The sequence below is a fragment of the Stenotrophomonas sp. C9D9 genome, assembly GCF_056491205.1.
This window is the reverse complement of the sequence record NZ_JBSZIF010000006.1, coordinates 1,151,551-1,166,432: the sequence shown is the minus strand read 5'-3', so window position 1 is coordinate 1,166,432 and position 14,882 is coordinate 1,151,551. Positions and strand designations below refer to the sequence as shown.

Sequence of the window (14,882 nt, the reverse complement as noted above, 5' to 3'; positions counted from 1 at the left end):
CCACAGGGCTAATTACCCATACCAGCGGCACATGGTGCCAGGCAAGTGAGGCGCCTCGTGGCGTGTTCGGCGCTACCGTCACCGTAAGCGTGGCAGACCTGAGCGGCGGTTCGTTGACTATCCGTTGGTGGGGTAAACGCCACCATCACCGCAGGGACCGGACGGCGATATGTCAATGTGGTGGCGCCCAGCTCTGGCACTGGCAATCTTCTGGTGAAGTTCACCGGCACATGGGTGACGTATCGAGAGGGTTGCGGTTGTACGCGGTAGTGGATATGTCTGGATTTTTTTGCAGCAGGTAGTAGCGTTCGGTATCGCTAATTCAATGCCAGAGGTTCTGGCAGAAAAAGCTATCCCCAGTCAGTTGCACCAGCAACACCAAATCAGGACGCTGGCGCAGGCATCATCTTGCTGAATGGGCTCCCCTCTGGGCCCACCTATCTACTCGGCGTAAAACGTTCGTCTATCGCCTGTCATGCGTGCAACTCCATCCATTGTGATCTACAGCAAGACGACAGGAGCAAGTGGAAAGGGGTCCGAGAGATGGACAACGCTGCGGCAGACGTGAATGCAAGCGTGGCGGGTCCTTCCGATTCCAACTTCTTTGCATTCGGCAGCAGCTCACAGCGATTGCAGGCATCAACCTGCAATTCCAATGGTTCGGCAGACGCGGAGATCACGTCATGATCTATCAGCTCACAGAGTCGCCCGATATGGTGATGCGGCTGCCCGACAACTGCACAGTATCCAAAGGGCATGGATTTGGGACGAGTATCAGAGCGTGGCTAGCGCTGGGGAATAAGCCAGATCCCGTTCCCCCTCCGTATGAGCCTCACTCGCCAGAGCACTATCGAGCCATCCGAGCATGGGCATGGGAGTGGATGAGCCACGGTTATACGAGAGCGGCGCTACGACGGCATAGAAAGCTGCTGCAGCTACGCAAGCAGTACGGTCGCGCATTATAAGTCCGAGGCGGCGGCGATGATTGCGTGGCGTGATGCGGTGAACCTTGCTCTCGAGCAGTTGGTGATGATTCCACCGACTGGCGTTGAGACGCCGGGGAGCAGGTGCGTGCGTTGCTGCCTCGAGCCAGAGGCGTTTCCACTGGCCAGAGAAGGCGGAGCTTCCGCTTGATGCGGGAAGTCCTGCAATCGTGATCTAGGCTACTTGCTGCAGCAAGTCCTCGCGGTTGTTCCGCGGCGTGTTCACCGCGGCTCGACACGGTAGAAGCCTCCATCGCCGGTGGCTCACTGGCCAGTAGCATCGCCATGGCGTCGTCGGGGCTTGCGGCCATCCACTCATCGATCTGGCCAGCCTGCAGCCAGACCGGCATACGGTCGTGAATGTGGGCCGAGACGCCGCCGCTGTCGCCGGTGATGATGGTGAAGGTTCCCAAGTTGCCGTCGGGCAGTAGGGGGCTGGTGTCCTCCCACAGGCCGCGGCCAGCAGCGGGCCGGTGGCGTGGATGAACCAGGGGTCTTTCTTCCCGTCCTCGGGGTCACCGCCAGTAGTAGCCGGCCATGGGGATCACGCAGCGGCGCTTCTTGCCGACCGGAAGGCTGGCTTGGTGGCCACCGTCTCGATTCGGGCATTGATGGTCGAGCCCTGCAGGCCCTTGGCCTTGGCCCAGAACGGCAGCAGGCCCCACGCCAGCCGGGTGACCTGCCGGCCTTCGCCGCGATCGAGGATCACCGAGGCGCGCTGTGTCGGCGCCAGGTTGTAGCTGGACTGGATCTCGGGCAGCCGGGGGCAAGGTCAGCCAGCCCCGGCTGGCCGAAGTCCGATCACGGGGAGCTGGACGACGCCGCACATGGCCGAGGGTAGCCCTGCCGGCCGTGGCCGGGGCGTGATCCCGACGGTTCAGTCGTCTAACGCTTCCTTGTCGCAGCCTTTGCGACCGCCAGCCGTATCCTTCCGGCCATGCTTCCCCTCGCACGGCTACCAAGGCTTCCGCGCTGCCCCGATCCCCACCGGCTGGGTCCAGCTGGGCGATACTTGGGTGCTGTGGTGGAGCGGCCGGCAAATCGCCAACGTCAGACGCGGAAAGGATGGTGCTGTGCGCGTGCGTCTGGATGCCCGGAAGATGTGGCAGATAAGGAAGTTCCGAGCCGCCAGCATCGCCCAGGGCAAGCGCTACGCCGAGCGGTGGTGTGCGGTCAGGCTCTACCCGGAGATGCGCCTGCGCGCGGCTGTGGCCCGGCTGCTCGGACACCACGCCAGCCAAACCAACCCCTCGAACCGCTTCCCGGCCTGCCAACCCGCGAGCAGCAGGATCAGGCCCGGCGCACTGGCCGAGGCAACCGCCCTCGCCACAGCGCGGGTCAAGGGGGGGGGGGGGGGGGGGCGTTAAACGCCGGCGACCAAACCTGCCCAAGCCCACACGCAAGGCGTGGGTGAGGGCAGGGCTGCAGCAGATGCGGGGGAAGCGCGGGGCGTGTAGGCGTGCATCCGGCCCGCACTTCACCACGTTTCCATCGCGCAGGCCGTCGAGGTAATCGGCCCAGACCTGCATGATCCGCACGCGCTCCTGCAGGTGCGATGTGCGGGGGTTTGCTATGCCCGGCCGTTGGGATCCTTCACCGCGTGCGCAAGCTGGTGCTCGATGATGTCTAGGGGCGGAAGTGCAGGAAAAAAGTCTGCATCCAAGATGGTGCGAGCCGTCGCGCGGAAGCCGTGGCCGGTCATCATCGTGCGGTCGATAACCCATGTTGCGCAGCGCTGCGGTAACGGCGTTCTCCGACATTCGGACGCTTTGCATCGCGCGGCACCAGAGAACACCCGCTTGCTGCCGGCCGGAGTGATCGGCTTGATGTCCTCCAGGATCTGCAGCGCCTGCCTGGACAGCGGCAGGCCAAGTGCGCAAGAGCGCATCTTCATCTTGCTGCAGGGATGGTCCACACGGCCGCTTCGAGGTCGAATTCCTCCCATTCCGCATGCCGCAGTTCGCCAGACGCAGGAACACCAGCGGCGCCAGCCGCAGCGCCGAGAAGACGGGTGATGGCAGACCCGCTGTATGCCTCGATGGAGCGCAGCAGGCCTCCCAACTGCACGGGGTCGGTAATCGCTGCGTGGTGGGCTTCTTTCGGCGGCGCGAGCGCTCCCTTCAGGTCGGCAACCGGGTTTCGCTCGGCCCGGCCAGTGGCCACGGCGTACCGCATGATCTGGCCGCAGTTCTGCATGATCCGGTGCGCAGACTCGATCGCGCCGCGCTCCTCGATGCGCCGGGCCACCCGGAGGAAGTGCGGACAAGAGGAAAAGTCGGCGACAGAACGCGACCCGATCCACGGGAATACGTCGTTCTTCATCCAGGCCTCGACCTTCTCCGCGGGATAACTGGGCACCCAGGGGCGCGCGGCCAGCCACTCATTGGCGATGGTCTCGAAGCTGTCCGAGCCGAGGGCGGAATGGGCGAGGGCAGCGGCCTTCTTCTGCGCGCCCGGATCGACGCCTCGGGCCAACAGCCGGCGGGCTTCGTCGCGGGCCTCGCGCGCGCGCGCCAAGGAGACATCCGGGTACAGGCCGATCGACAGCAGCTCTCCTTGCCGGCGATGCGGTTACTTCCAGCGCCAGCTGCGCGCGCCGGTCGGGGTGAGATAGAGGTACAGGCCGCCACCGTCGGTGATCTTCTGCGGCTTGTCGCTGGGCTTGGCGCGCCTGATGGCTGTCGAAATCTGAGACAGAGGCATTGGGGGTATCGCTCAGTGGGTGCGGTCGGATACCCCTTAAATACTCCCACCGTCTCATGGATTGAAACGGATTGCCCCGGTCTGCTGCGGACAATAAAAAAGCCCGGAAACCCTTGTGATGCGGGGGTTTCCCGGCTTCTACGGTCCTTGACGAACCGTTCGTTGGTGGAGGTGGGCGGAATTGAACCGCCGTCCGAAGGCACTCCATCCCCAGCACTACATGCTTAGCTCACCGTTGGATCTCGTCCCCGAACAGCACGGTGCGCGAAAGCGCATCCCGGGAACCAGCCTGTTGTGTTCTAGTGCCGGACTGACAGGCAGCCACCCAGCGCGATTCCATGATAGTGACTTACACCGCGAGCATGGACACAAGCGGTTTCGAGGCTTAGGCCTTAAGCGGCCAGAGCGTAGTTGTCGTCGTTGGCAACTAGAGTTTTGCAGCTGGATTTACGAGGAAAGCTAGCCCCTGCGGCATGCGCCAGGCGACTTGACACCCCCCGTCGAAACCAATCACCCCCGGTTTCTACAGTGCTGCAAGGTACAGGGCCGTTCCGGTGTCGCCACGGGCAGGGCCTGCCCAACGATGCGAATGTTACGGCAATCTTGCTGAACAGTGTGCACGCAGTGGCTTCACGTAGAGGCAGCAGTGCATTCCCAGAAGAGAGCCACGCGGCGGGTCGCCTGGCACATTGCCATGCCTGGTTCGACATGTTCGAATCCGTGGGTGCCTCTCCAGGATTGCGCGATGGCCGTTTTCATCAGTTCCGGCAGGATGCGGTTGCGATGGATGGGGATGGTGGCCGTGGGGGCCCTGGCACTGCAGGCCGAGACTGTCGCGGCCGCAGAATCCTCGCGTGCGTCGGTGGAGGTGGCGTACAGCCCCCCGCTGGACCTGTTCGACCTACGACAACCTTCCGGATTGGCTGCCGAGCTATACCACTGCGGCCTACCAGCAGGAATGGCAGCGGCACTTTGGTCTGGACGAGCGTGATCGCCACTTGCTCGCCGGCTACGCTGCATTCCGCCGGCGTACGTCACCATTGGCAACGGGACGATGAGGGCCAAAGGGCACGCCGGCTGATCGCCTGTTCGCGGGCTCCGATACCCGCACGGGTGATTCATATACGCGCCATTTCCTCGCTGCGGCCTCTTTCGATGCCGCCACTGAGAGTGCGATCGCCGCCCAGACTCCGACGATCAGGCGCTGCTGAGGCAGTATTACGCGCGCTTCGCGCCGCGTGCACGGCGCCTGTTGACGGCGGCGCAACCGTTCACGAGCAGCAGGACGCGCTGCCCGTCAGCTCACGTCGCCTCCAGTGGGCAGGCTTGCGGATGAAATGAAAGCCTTCTTCAAGGTGGATGCTCCCCCGACCTTCCAGGTTCGTTTCCTCGGTGGCCGGATGCCACGCAGACGCAGGCAAAGCTCCGTGGCGGTTACATTTTCCTGTTCTCGACGTTCGAATGCCGAAAAAGAACTGGGCACCGATCGTGATGCATGAATACGGCCGATTTTCTTTCCGCGGGACAACCATTGAAGCAGCGGCAGCTGTTGCGCTGGGGCGTTTGCTGCGCTATGTCCGGAAGCATTGACGTTGCCCAATCCGTTGAATGCCCTGGAGGAGCCGCTGGCCATCTACTGGGGCCAGTATCGGTTCCAGCATCAGGTGCGTGGCGGAGAGACGCTGTCGGGCGGCGTCCTCGTGGTACATCCAGCCGCGTGCGGATCGTGCGGCGAAGGCATTTGCCATTGCGTTTCCGGCGGGACGGCCCGCACGACGCCTGGAGGTCGGCCCGCTGCTGGATGCGGCGGCATCGGTGTGTGCTTACGCCAAGGTTGGAGGGGCATAGCGTTGGGGTGCTGTGGCAGGGCCAAGGCAGGATCGATGGCATCGGGACTTCGGCGTGACCTGCGCGCGGGCCGTAATGTGCAACTCTGTTGCAGTGCGCCGGTCATAAGCGGATTGGTAACTCATTGGCACGAATTTGCGACACACTGGAAGAACCACCATCCGAGCCAGGACAGACGCGGAGACTGTGGGTGACCGAGGCCAGAACAACGCAGCCTGCGACAGCTGGTCGGAACCGCGGGGCTTCGACTACCGGGGGCGGGCGTTGCCCCCCGGCTGGGTCTGGGCCGTGCTGGGCGTGCTGCTGGCGGACCACTTGGTTGACCCAAAGTTGCCGGCCACGGCCACGGCGACTGGGGTTTGGGTGAGCAGGCGAGCGCGGTGGTGGTGCATTGGCCGCAGCGCGACCGCACCCACTGGCTGGGCTGGCGCCTGCCGGCGCTGGGGCGGTGATGGCGGCAGGACCCACTGGGGGGCCGGAGGTGCTGTCGCAGTGGTTCGAACATGGCCTGGCCGTGGTCCTGATGTCGCTGGCCAGTCTCAGCATCGGTGTGCATGTCGGCAGTCACGGCAGCTGGCGCGCCAGTTGCAGGGCGCCGATTCGCTGGATGACGCCCAGCTGGCCCTGTTGCCGGCCGACGCGGCCCGGATGGCGCAGCAATGGCGCGCGGGCGATGACCGTCATGCGCTGGAACTGGCGGTGGTGATGCACCTGGCCGTGATGCACACGGGCTGGCACCACGCATGCGCGGGCGGGGGCCTGCTGGCAGGCTGACCGCAGGCAGCTCCAGCGCCGACGCGACTACGAGCCCGACAACGACTTGCGCAGGTGGACCCGCTCGTGCCCGGGCGGGCAATCGGAAAGCGCCGATAGACGGTGTAGCCCTGCCGCAGGTAGAAGGTTTCGGCCTGCCGAGTCTCGAAGGTATTCAGCATCACGTTGCGGGCGCCATGGTGGCGCGCGGCGGTTTCTGCCTCCGCCAGCAGGCGCTGGCCAATGCCTTGGCCGCGCAGTTCCAGGGGAGAGAGGGTCCACCCACAGCACGTGCACCTGCAGCCAGCCGGCGCAGACGTCAGCCAGCACGCCACCGGGCAGCGCGCCGTGCTGGTCATGCCAGGCCGGCGGACCGGAATGTCATCGAACGCATCGCCGCCCTTGAGCCTGGTTGAAGGCCAACAGGCACGCGCACAACGTGCGCGATTCATGGCGCTGGCGGTCACCGATGGCGCCGATGGGGGCGGTCATGCGTCACGGTTGCCGCGACGCATCACACGCTGTTTCTCGATCGCCCGAGTCGCGGTCCTTGGCAGCAGCGCTTGTCGTGGGTCTGCTTGCCCTTGGCCAGCGCGACTTCGCAGCTTGATCTTGTTCTTGCTCCAGTACATCGCGGTGGGCACGATGGTGTAGCCATCGCGCTCGACCTTGCCGACCAGCTTGTCGATCTCGCTGCGGTGCAGCAGCAGCTTGCGCTCGCGCCGAATCATTGGCCACCACGTGGGTGGAGGCCTGGATCAACGGGGTGATCTGCGCGCCGATCAGGAAGATCTCGCCGTGTTTCACATAGGCGTAGGCGTCGATGATGTTGCCGCGGCCCGCGCAGGATCGACCACTTCCCTCCCTGCAGGGCCAGCGGCCTCGAAGAGCTCTTCGATGTGGTACTCGTGGCGGGCACGCTTGTTCAACGCGATGGTTTTGTTGGCCGTCGCGCTCTTTGCTTTATCCTTGCCGCTGTTCTTGCTCATTTCCGGTATTCTCCCGATTCGGGCCCGCCCGGTCGATTGCCGAAACGTCCTGTATTCATGCCTACTATCCGCCGCAGCGCCCTGGTCGAACGTTCGCGCCACGCGCAGTGTTCGACCTGGTCAACGACGTCCAGGCCTATCCGCGCCGTTTCCGCTGGTGCTCGGCTGCCCAGATCCTGGAGCAGGGCGAGGACCGCCTGGTGGCGCGCCTGACGTGGGGCCTGGGCTTGTTTCATACCTGGTTCCAGACCGAGAACACCCTGCAGCGCCCGCACAGCATCGACATGCAGCTGCGCAATGGCCCCAGTTCAAGCAGCTGCACGGCCGCTGGGAATTCCATGCACTGGCCGAGGATGCCTGCAAGGTCACCCTGACCCTGGAGTTCAAACCCAGCTCACGCCTGCTCGGTCGGCACTGGCGATCGGCTTCCAGGGGCTGGCCGATCGCATGGTCAACGATTTCGTCCGCGTCGCCGACGAGGGCTGAGCGATGATCGAGGTCGAGGTGGTGCTGGCCTGGCCAGCAGCGCGTACTGTCGCGCCACCAGGAGCTGGAAGAGGGGGCGACCGTGGCCGACGCCATCGCCGCCGCCGCGTTTGAAGGCAGTGCCGATTGTCCGGCCGCCGCCGTGCATGGCGTGCTGGAGCAGGCACGTCCACGCAGGCGCTGCTGGACGGGGAAGGTACACATCGAGCTGCTGCGCCCGCTGCTGGCCGACCCCAAGGACAACCGCCGGCGTCGCGCGCTCGGCGGTTGATCCCGGCAACCCGTCCTTGCGGACGGGCAGGGGCCTCAGCGGCCCTTCTTCTTCTTGTCCTTCGGCAGGTTGCGGCCGAACTGGCGCACGGTCTGCTGGCCAGGGCCTTGTCGTTGCCCGGGAAGTAGTCGCCTTCCCAACGGGTCACGGCGTCATTCTCGAAGAACGCCACGCAGTTCTTCACTTCGGTACGGCCGAGGGCGGTTCACGCGCTGGCTGGAGGTGTAGTCCCAGCCGCGGCGCTGGGCGTGGAACGGGTCGGGAATGGACGGGGTGCCCAGCAGCGCGGTGACCTGCTGCTTGCTTTGCCCGACCTGCAGCTTGGCCACGGCATCTTCCCGGGATCAGAGTTACCCTGATAGATCGGGGTTGCTTGTAATGATGCGCCGCACCCGGCAGTGGACAGAGGCGACGGCAGCGACCGACGGGAGATTGCGCATCGGGACTGGCGGTTGGGGAAATCAAACCGATGATACACTCCCGACATGCCACCGCGACCCAATCCGAGGCAGCTGGCGCTAAATCGCCAATGAACGGAGACCTATGGAAACCCACGACCTGCGTAAAGTCGGCCTGAAGGTGACCCATCCGCGGATGCGAGCTGGCGCTGCTCGAGCAGCGCAATGCCCAGCACCACATGACCGCCGAAGACATCTACCGCCAGCTGCTGGAGCATGGCGACGAGATCGGCCTGGCCACGGTCTACCGGGTGCTGACCCAGTTCGAGGCCGCCGGCCTCGTGCTCGAAGCACGATTTCGAGGGCGGGGAGGCCGTCTACGGGCTGACCGTGGCGGCCACCACGACCACATGGTCGACGTGGACAGCGGCAAGATCATCGAGTTCGAAAGCCACGAGATCGAGGAGCTGCAACGCAAGATCGCGGCCGACCACGGCTACGAGCTGGAAGAGCACTCGCTGGTGCTGTACGTTGCAAGAAGCGCAAGTAAGCCGATCCGGCCAGCTGGATGCGACGAAACCCCGGGCTTGCCCGGGGTTTTTCGTTGGGTGGGGTCAGATCCCTTTCCCCTGGGAAAGGGATCTGACCCCAGGGGTTTCGGATGCGCCCAGCAACACCTCCAGATCCACCGCCTCGGCCATGGCCCGGTTACCTGCATCGCCCGGATGCAGGTGGTCGCCGGAGTCGTAGGCGGCGGCCATCCGTGATGGATCGGCCGGGTCGCGCAGCGCCGCATCCAGGTCGATCACCGCATCGAACGGGCTGTCGCTGCGCAGCCAGGCATTGAGCTGTTGGCGCAGGGCCTCCTTGTCCGGCTGGTAGTAGTCGTCCAGCGGCGTGCCGGGCAGGGCGTCGGCGAAGGCGTCAGGGTGGCGACGAGGATGCGTAGACCCCGCCGATGGGCCTGTTCGGCCAGGGCGCGATAGCCGGCCTGCAGTTCGGCCAGGCTGGGCCGGGGCTGCGCGCGGGCAAAGGCGGTGCCGGGCCAGCTGATGTCGTTGATGCCGATCAGCACGATCACACTGTCCACGCCGGGCTGATCCAGTGCGTCGCGCTGCAGGCGGGCCAGAACCGACTCGCCCATGCCGTCACGCAGCAGCCGGCCGCCGGAGATGCCGGCGTTGACCACCGCCACGCCCCGCGGTGCCAGGCGTGCGGCCAGGTGGTCGGTCCAGCGCAGGTCCTGGTCGAGGCTGGCGGTGGCGCCATCGGTGATCGAATCGCCGATCACCACCACGCTGCGCGCGCTGGCGCTGGCCTCGACCTCGATACCGGTCAGGAACAGGCGGGCGGTAGTGGAACTGGCACCCTGCAGGTCGCGCGCCAGGGTCTGGTTGCCGCCGGCGATCCAGCTGGTCTGGCGCCCCTCCCAATGGAAGGTCTGCAGTGGCGTCGGCCCCGGCACAAAGACATTGACCTGCAACGCCTGGCGGTCTTCCGTGGCCACCGCCAGTGGATCGCTCAGCCGTTCCTGACCGGGCTCGATCGATACGCCGGGCTGGCCGTCGAAGCTGAGCGGCTGCGGGGTGACACCCGCGTGTGCGGCCACGCTGGCCGCCCCGATCCGCAGCGGCTCGGTGCCGTAGGCATTGCTCAGCCGCACCCGCAGCCGGGGCCCGCCCAGGCTGATGCGCGCGGTCTGGCGGAAGGTCTGGTCCTGCAGCGTGGCCGGAACCAAGGGTCGGGAACAGGAAATCGGCGCCCCAGACCGGTTGCGGACTGGCCTGCCAGCTGGCGACCCAGTGCGGGTCCGGGGCGGCGCTGGCTGCGCTGGACAGGGCGATCAAGGCGGTCGCGGTGAGCTGGCTGAAGCGGTTCATCGGGCAATCCCGGGAGGAGGGACGGCCATGGTGATTCTCCATCGATCTGTGAACTAGACTGCGCATGGATAATCATCTGTGAACTGGATTCATCGCCATGGCGCGACCCGACATCGAACCGATCCGGCGAACTGGAAGTGTTCGTGCGGGTGATCGAGACCGGTGGCTTCTCCGCCGCCGCACGCACCCTGGACATGACGCCGTCAGCGGTGAGCAAGCTGGTGGCCCGGCTGGAGCAGCGGCTGGGTACGCGCCTGCTGCAACGCTCCACCCGCCAGTTGCAGCTGACCCCGGAAGGCTGCGCGTTCTACGAGCGCGGCCTGCGCGTGCTGGCCGACCTGGAGGAGGCCGAGCGCTGTGCCAGCGCCCATGCCGAGCCGCGTGGGCGGTTGCGGGTCAATTCCAACGTGCCATTCGGCCAGCATTTCCTGTTGCCGCTGCTGCCGGCGTTCCTCGAACGCAACCCGCAGGTAGGCGTGGACCTGACCCTCAACGACGAGGTGATCGACCTGCTTGAGCAGCGCACCGACGTGGCGGTGCGGGCCGGTCCCCTGAAGAGCTCCAGCCTGGTGGCGCGGCGGCTGGGTGCGACGCGGATGATGATCGTGGCTGCGCCCGCCTACGCGCTGCAGCACGGGCTGCCACGCACGGCTGAGGAGCTGCAGTCGCATAACCGGCTGGATATCGGCCATGCGCGGGCGATGCAGGGCTGGCCGCTGTTGCAGGACGGTCGCGAACGCATGCTGCTGCCCAGTGGCAATGCGCGCGCCAGCAACGGCGATGCACTGCGCCAGCTGGTGCTGGGTGGGCTGGGCATGGCGCGGCTGGCAGCGTTCCAGGTGCAGCAGGATATTGCCGCCGGGCGCTTGTTGCCGGTGCTGGAGGAAGCCAACCCCGGTGACCTTGAAGAGGTGCACGCCGTGTTCCTGGGGCAGGGCGGCTACCTGCCGCTGCGGGTGCGCGCCTTCCTCGATTTCCTGGTGGAAAAGGTCGATCTGACGCGGCCACGGGGGTAGTGCGGGCCGCTGGCCGCAACCTCACGATCTTCGCCGACCCCCATCGGGTTGCCGGCCAGCGGCCGGCTCTACCGCGCGGAAGCCGGGCCCATGCTCGGCTCGGCCCGCGTTACACCTGCAGCAGCTTGCGGGCGGCGGCGCGCGCTTCCTTGCTCACTTCCACGCCACCGAGCATGCGCGCCAGTTCTTCCTCGCGCGCCTTGCTGTCCAGCTTTTCCACTGCGCTCTGGGTCATGCCTTCCACCGGGGCCTTGCTGACCCGGTAATGGGCATGACCCTTGGAGGCGCAAAGTGTACCTGTGGCAGGTGGGTCACGCACAGCACCTGGCGCTTTTCGCCGAGGGGCGCGCGAGCTTTCTGGCCAACAATGTCAGGCCCCTGCACCGCCGATGCCGGAGTCGACCTCGTCGAACACCATGGTCGGCACCGCATCCAGGTCCAGCGCAGCCACTTCAATGGCCAGCGAGATACGTGACAGTTCACCGCCCGAGGCCACCTTGCGCAGTGCGCGCGGCGGCTGGCCGGCGTTGGCCGCCACCAGGAATTCCACGCGCTCGGCACCCTGCGGGTCGGGCTTGCCGGCGTCCTGCGGTTCCAGCTCGATCAGGAACTGGCCGCCGCCCATGCCCAGCTCGGCGATGATGCCGGTGGTGGTGGCCGACAGTTCGGCAGCGGCGCTGCGACGGCTGGCGGTCAGCACCTCGGCCTGTACGCGCCAGGCGGCGGCGGCCTTGTCGATCTCGCCGGCCAGGCGCTGCAAGCGTTCGTCGGCGCCGCCGCGCAGCTGTTCCACTTCGGCATGCATGCGCTCGCGCTGCGCGCCCAGCTCGTCCATCGGCACGCGGTGCTTGCGGGCCAGGTCGTGCAGGCGGCCGAGGCGACGCTCGTTCTCCTCGAACTGCTCCGGGTCGGCATCAAGGTCGTCGTGCACCCGGTCCAGCAGCGACAGGGCTTCGTGCAGCTGGATCGAGGCATTCTCGATCAGGCCGTCCACCTCGCCCAGGCGCGGGTCGTGTTCGATCAGGCGCGACAGTTCGTGGCGCACCTGCTGCAGCAGGTCCAGCGCGGAGCTGCCGTCGTCGCCATTGAGCTGGTTGCTGGCCGCCTGGCAGGCGCTCAGCAGGGCGCTGGCATGGGCCTGGCGGCGGTGGCTGGCACCGAGTGCGACGATCGACTCCGGTTCCAGGTCTTCGCGGTCCAGTTCGCGCAGCTGGTGTTCCAGGAAGCCGATCCGGTCACTGACGTCGCCCTGTTGCGACAGCGCCAGCGATTCATCGACCAGCGCCTGCCATGCGGCAGCGGCGCGGCGCACCTGGCGGCGCTCGTTCTCGTTGCCGGCATAGGCATCCAGCAGGGCCAGCTGCGATGGGCGCGCCAGCAGGGCCTGCTGTTCGTGCTGGCCGTGGATTTCCACCAGCAACGAAGCCAGGTCACCCAGCTGTGCCAGGGTCACCGGGCGGCCATTGATCCAGGCCCGCGAGCCGCCGTCGGCGCGGATCACCCGGCGCAGCTGGCATTGTTCCTCGTCGTCCAGCTCGTTGTTGGCCAGCCACTGGCGCGCGGCCTGCAGCTGGTCCAGCGCGAACTCGGCCGAAAGCTCGGCGCGCGCAGCGCCATGGCGGACCACGCCACTGTCGGCGCGCAGGCCGGACAGGAAGCCCAGCGCGTCGACCATCAGCGACTTGCCGGCGCCGGTCTCGCCTGAAACCACGGTCATGCCTGCGCCCGAACTCCAGTTCGGTGGCGCGGACGACGGCGAAATCCTTGATCGAAAGATGTCTGAGCATGGGTAAGGGGGTGTCAGCAGCCGCGCAACGCTAGCACGCGGGCGAGGGAGGTCCGAATGACTTGCCAAGGTGATCCGCCGCCATTATCTAGTGTCCGTGTCTCACAGGTTGATTCCATGCACGGTTCTCCCGACCAGCTTGCCCCGCGTGCGCGCCATCTGCTGCGCACGCTGATGCGCGCGTTACATCCAGGACGGTGAGCCGGTCGGCTCGCAGACGCTGGCGCGCGTGGCCGGCCTGGAAGTCAGCCCGGCCACCATCCGCAACATCCTGGGTGACCTGGAAGACCTGGGGCTGCTGGCCTCGCCACACACCTCGGCCGGGCGCATCCCGACCGCGCATGGTTACCGGGTGTTCGTCGACAGCCTGCTGCAGATGCAGCCGCCGGGCGAGGGCGAACTGGCCCGCCTGCGCCAGGAGCTGGCCGGCGGCGGCAGCACCCAGGCCCTGCTTGGCAGCGCCTCGGAGCTGCTGTCGGCGATGAGCCACTTCGTCGGCGTGGTCAGCGCGCCGCGGCGCGAGCAGTTCGCGTTCCGGCAGATCGATTTCGTGGCGCTGGACGGGCGCCGGGTGCTGGCGATCCTGGTGTTCGCCGACAACGAGGTGCAGAACCGGGTCATCGAGACCCGCCAGGAGTTCGCGCCGGGGCAGCTGGAACAGGTCGCCAACTACCTCAATGCGCATTTCGCCGGCCTGCCGATGGCCGAGATCCGCACCCGCCTGCTGCTGGAGCTGCGCGATGCCCGCTCGGAGCTGGAGCAGCTGCTGGCGCACAGCATCGAACTGGCCGAGCAGGCCCTGCAGCCGGCGGCCGATGACATGCTGGTGGCCGGCCAGACCCGCCTGATGGGGGTGCAGGACCTGTCCGACCTGGAACGCCTGCGCGAGCTGTTCGAGCTGTTCTCCAGCAAGCGCGAGATCCTGCAGTTGCTGGAGCGCACCATCCAGGCCCCGGGGGTGCGCATCTTCATTGGCGAAGAGACCGGGATGATGCCGTTGCAGGGGGTCTCGCTGGTCACCGCCCCGTACACCGCCAATGGCCAGGTGCTGGGCGTGCTGGGCGTGATCGGCCCCAAGCGGATGGCCTACGACCGCATGATCCCGCTGGTCCAGGCCACCGCCGATGTGCTTGGCGCGGCCTTTTCGCCGGCCGGGCGCACTCCCGGAACATCCGACGCTTGAAACGCAGCATCCCGCCCACACTAGGGTGGGTGGAGGCGGAGACTGACCGCCAGGGACCCAGACATGAACCACGAACATCCAGATATCGAATCCCAGCAGACTGCCGCCGATGCGGCCGCCGCCGCCGGCGTCAACGACGAAGTGGAGCGCCTGCGCGCCGAAGTCGAGCAGATCAAGGCCGATGCGCTGCGTGAGCGCGCCGACCTCGAGAACCAGCGCAAGCGCGTTGCCCGTGACATCGAGCAGGCCCGCAAGTTCGCCAACGAGAAGCTGCTGGGCGAGCTGCTGCCGGTATTCGACAGCCTGGATGCCGGCCTGAAGGCTGCCGGCGATGACCCGCATCCGCTGCGCGAGGGCCTGGAGCTGACCTACAAGCAGCTGCTGAAGGTTGCCGCCGACAATGGCCTGGTCCTGCTGGACCCGACCGGCCAGCCATTCAACCCGGAGCACCACCAGGCGATCAGCCAGGTGCCGGCCCCGGGCGCCGCTCCCGGCACCGTGGTGACCGTGTTCCAGAAGGGCTACCTGCTCAACGAGCGCCTGCTGCGGCCGGCGCTGGTGGTGGTGGCCGCCGACTGATCGATCG

General features: G+C 66.5%; 7 protein-coding genes, 1 other RNA gene and 11 pseudogenes. 7 read left to right on the top strand and 12 right to left on the bottom strand.

The genetic code is table 11. The annotated features are described in order from the left end of the window. Positions 1-892: 892 nt before the first annotated feature. The 6 genes and pseudogenes from ACXI0D_RS20955 to ssrA form a co-directional block, all read right to left on the bottom strand. The gene (locus tag ACXI0D_RS20955; RefSeq protein ID WP_479643101.1) at positions 893-1,396 is read right to left on the bottom strand and encodes an SOS response-associated peptidase family protein; all 504 of its coding nucleotides are present in this window, start codon (positions 1,394-1,396) and stop codon (positions 893-895) included. Positions 1,397-1,527: 131 nt separating this feature from the next. Beyond that, positions 1,528-1,692: an SOS response-associated peptidase family protein gene (locus ACXI0D_RS20950; protein ID WP_479643100.1), complete on the bottom strand. Its 165-nt coding sequence runs from the start codon at positions 1,690-1,692 to the stop codon at positions 1,528-1,530. A gap of 861 nt (positions 1,693-2,553) precedes the next feature. Next, positions 2,554-2,877, bottom strand: a complete 324-nt coding sequence (locus tag ACXI0D_RS20945; protein WP_479643099.1) for a hypothetical protein — start codon at positions 2,875-2,877, stop codon at positions 2,554-2,556. Then, complete coding sequence (locus tag ACXI0D_RS20940) at positions 2,874-3,341, bottom strand: tyrosine-type recombinase/integrase (protein ID WP_479643114.1); 468 nt, start codon at positions 3,339-3,341, stop codon at positions 2,874-2,876. The genes ACXI0D_RS20945 and ACXI0D_RS20940 overlap by 4 nt, the downstream gene beginning before the upstream one ends. Positions 3,342-3,476: 135 nt before the next feature. Beyond that, a pseudogene (locus ACXI0D_RS20935) lies at positions 3,477-3,686 on the bottom strand (Arm DNA-binding domain-containing protein); the annotation flags it as partial. A 163-nt stretch (positions 3,687-3,849) separates the two neighbouring features. Then, positions 3,850-4,204: a transfer-messenger RNA gene (gene ssrA / locus ACXI0D_RS20930) on the bottom strand. Positions 4,205-5,749: 1,545 nt separating this feature from the next. On the opposite strand from ssrA, the pseudogene ACXI0D_RS20925 reads away from it, so the two are divergent. Next, positions 5,750-6,292, top strand: a pseudogene (locus tag ACXI0D_RS20925) (hypothetical protein); the annotation flags it as partial. Between the two features lie 174 nt (positions 6,293-6,466). Here the strand turns inward: ACXI0D_RS20925 and ACXI0D_RS20920 are convergent. The 3 genes and pseudogenes from ACXI0D_RS20920 to ACXI0D_RS20910 form a co-directional block, all read right to left on the bottom strand. Next, a pseudogene (locus tag ACXI0D_RS20920) lies at positions 6,467-6,646 on the bottom strand (GNAT family N-acetyltransferase); the annotation flags it as partial. Positions 6,647-6,775: 129 nt separating this feature from the next. Next, complete coding sequence (locus tag ACXI0D_RS20915; protein WP_479643098.1) at positions 6,776-7,018, bottom strand: SsrA-binding protein; 243 nt, start codon at positions 7,016-7,018, stop codon at positions 6,776-6,778. A gap of 72 nt (positions 7,019-7,090) precedes the next feature. Beyond that, entirely contained in the window at positions 7,091-7,276 is a 186-nt protein-coding gene (locus ACXI0D_RS20910; RefSeq protein WP_479643097.1) for a hypothetical protein, read from the bottom strand. Between the two features lie 57 nt (positions 7,277-7,333). Here ACXI0D_RS20910 and ACXI0D_RS20905 point away from each other — a divergent pair. Together ACXI0D_RS20905 and ACXI0D_RS20900 are read left to right on the top strand one after the other, a co-directional pair. Further along, positions 7,334-7,762, top strand: a pseudogene (locus tag ACXI0D_RS20905) (type II toxin-antitoxin system RatA family toxin). Positions 7,763-7,765: 3 nt separating this feature from the next. Then, positions 7,766-8,033: pseudogene (locus ACXI0D_RS20900) on the top strand (RnfH family protein). 35 nt (positions 8,034-8,068) lie between these two features. On the opposite strand, the pseudogene ACXI0D_RS20895 reads toward ACXI0D_RS20900, so the two are convergent. After that, positions 8,069-8,473 (bottom strand): annotated as a pseudogene (locus ACXI0D_RS20895) (outer membrane protein assembly factor BamE). A 197-nt stretch (positions 8,474-8,670) separates the two neighbouring features. On the opposite strand from ACXI0D_RS20895, the pseudogene ACXI0D_RS20890 reads away from it, so the two are divergent. Next, a pseudogene (locus ACXI0D_RS20890) lies at positions 8,671-8,901 on the top strand (transcriptional repressor); the annotation flags it as partial. Between the two features lie 144 nt (positions 8,902-9,045). Here the strand turns inward: ACXI0D_RS20890 and ACXI0D_RS20885 are convergent. Continuing rightward, a pseudogene (locus tag ACXI0D_RS20885) lies at positions 9,046-10,311 on the bottom strand (SGNH/GDSL hydrolase family protein). Positions 10,312-10,408: 97 nt separating this feature from the next. Here ACXI0D_RS20885 and ACXI0D_RS20880 point away from each other — a divergent pair. After that, positions 10,409-11,327, top strand: a pseudogene (locus ACXI0D_RS20880) (LysR family transcriptional regulator). A gap of 109 nt (positions 11,328-11,436) precedes the next feature. Here ACXI0D_RS20880 and recN read toward each other — a convergent pair. Beyond that, a pseudogene (recN, locus tag ACXI0D_RS20875) lies at positions 11,437-13,114 on the bottom strand (DNA repair protein RecN). Positions 13,115-13,230: 116 nt separating this feature from the next. Here recN and hrcA point away from each other — a divergent pair. Together hrcA and grpE are read left to right on the top strand one after the other, a co-directional pair. Continuing rightward, positions 13,231-14,296 (top strand): annotated as a pseudogene (hrcA, locus tag ACXI0D_RS20870) (heat-inducible transcriptional repressor HrcA). Positions 14,297-14,359: 63 nt separating this feature from the next. After that, positions 14,360-14,875, top strand: a complete 516-nt coding sequence (gene grpE, locus ACXI0D_RS20865) for a nucleotide exchange factor GrpE (protein ID WP_014036851.1) — start codon at positions 14,360-14,362, stop codon at positions 14,873-14,875. Positions 14,876-14,882: the final 7 nt, after the last annotated feature.

Excerpts from the sequence above, each read along its gene's own strand:
- ACXI0D_RS20945 (WP_479643099.1), bottom strand. The coding sequence starts at position 2,877 with ATGAAGATGCGCTCTTGCGCACTTGGCCTGCCGCTGTCCAGGCAGGCG.
- ACXI0D_RS20915 (WP_479643098.1), bottom strand. The coding sequence starts at position 7,018 with ATGATTCGGCGCGAGCGCAAGCTGCTGCTGCACCGCAGCGAGATCGAC.
- ACXI0D_RS20910 (WP_479643097.1), bottom strand. The coding sequence starts at position 7,276 with ATGAGCAAGAACAGCGGCAAGGATAAAGCAAAGAGCGCGACGGCCAAC.
- grpE (WP_014036851.1), top strand. The coding sequence starts at position 14,360 with ATGAACCACGAACATCCAGATATCGAATCCCAGCAGACTGCCGCCGAT.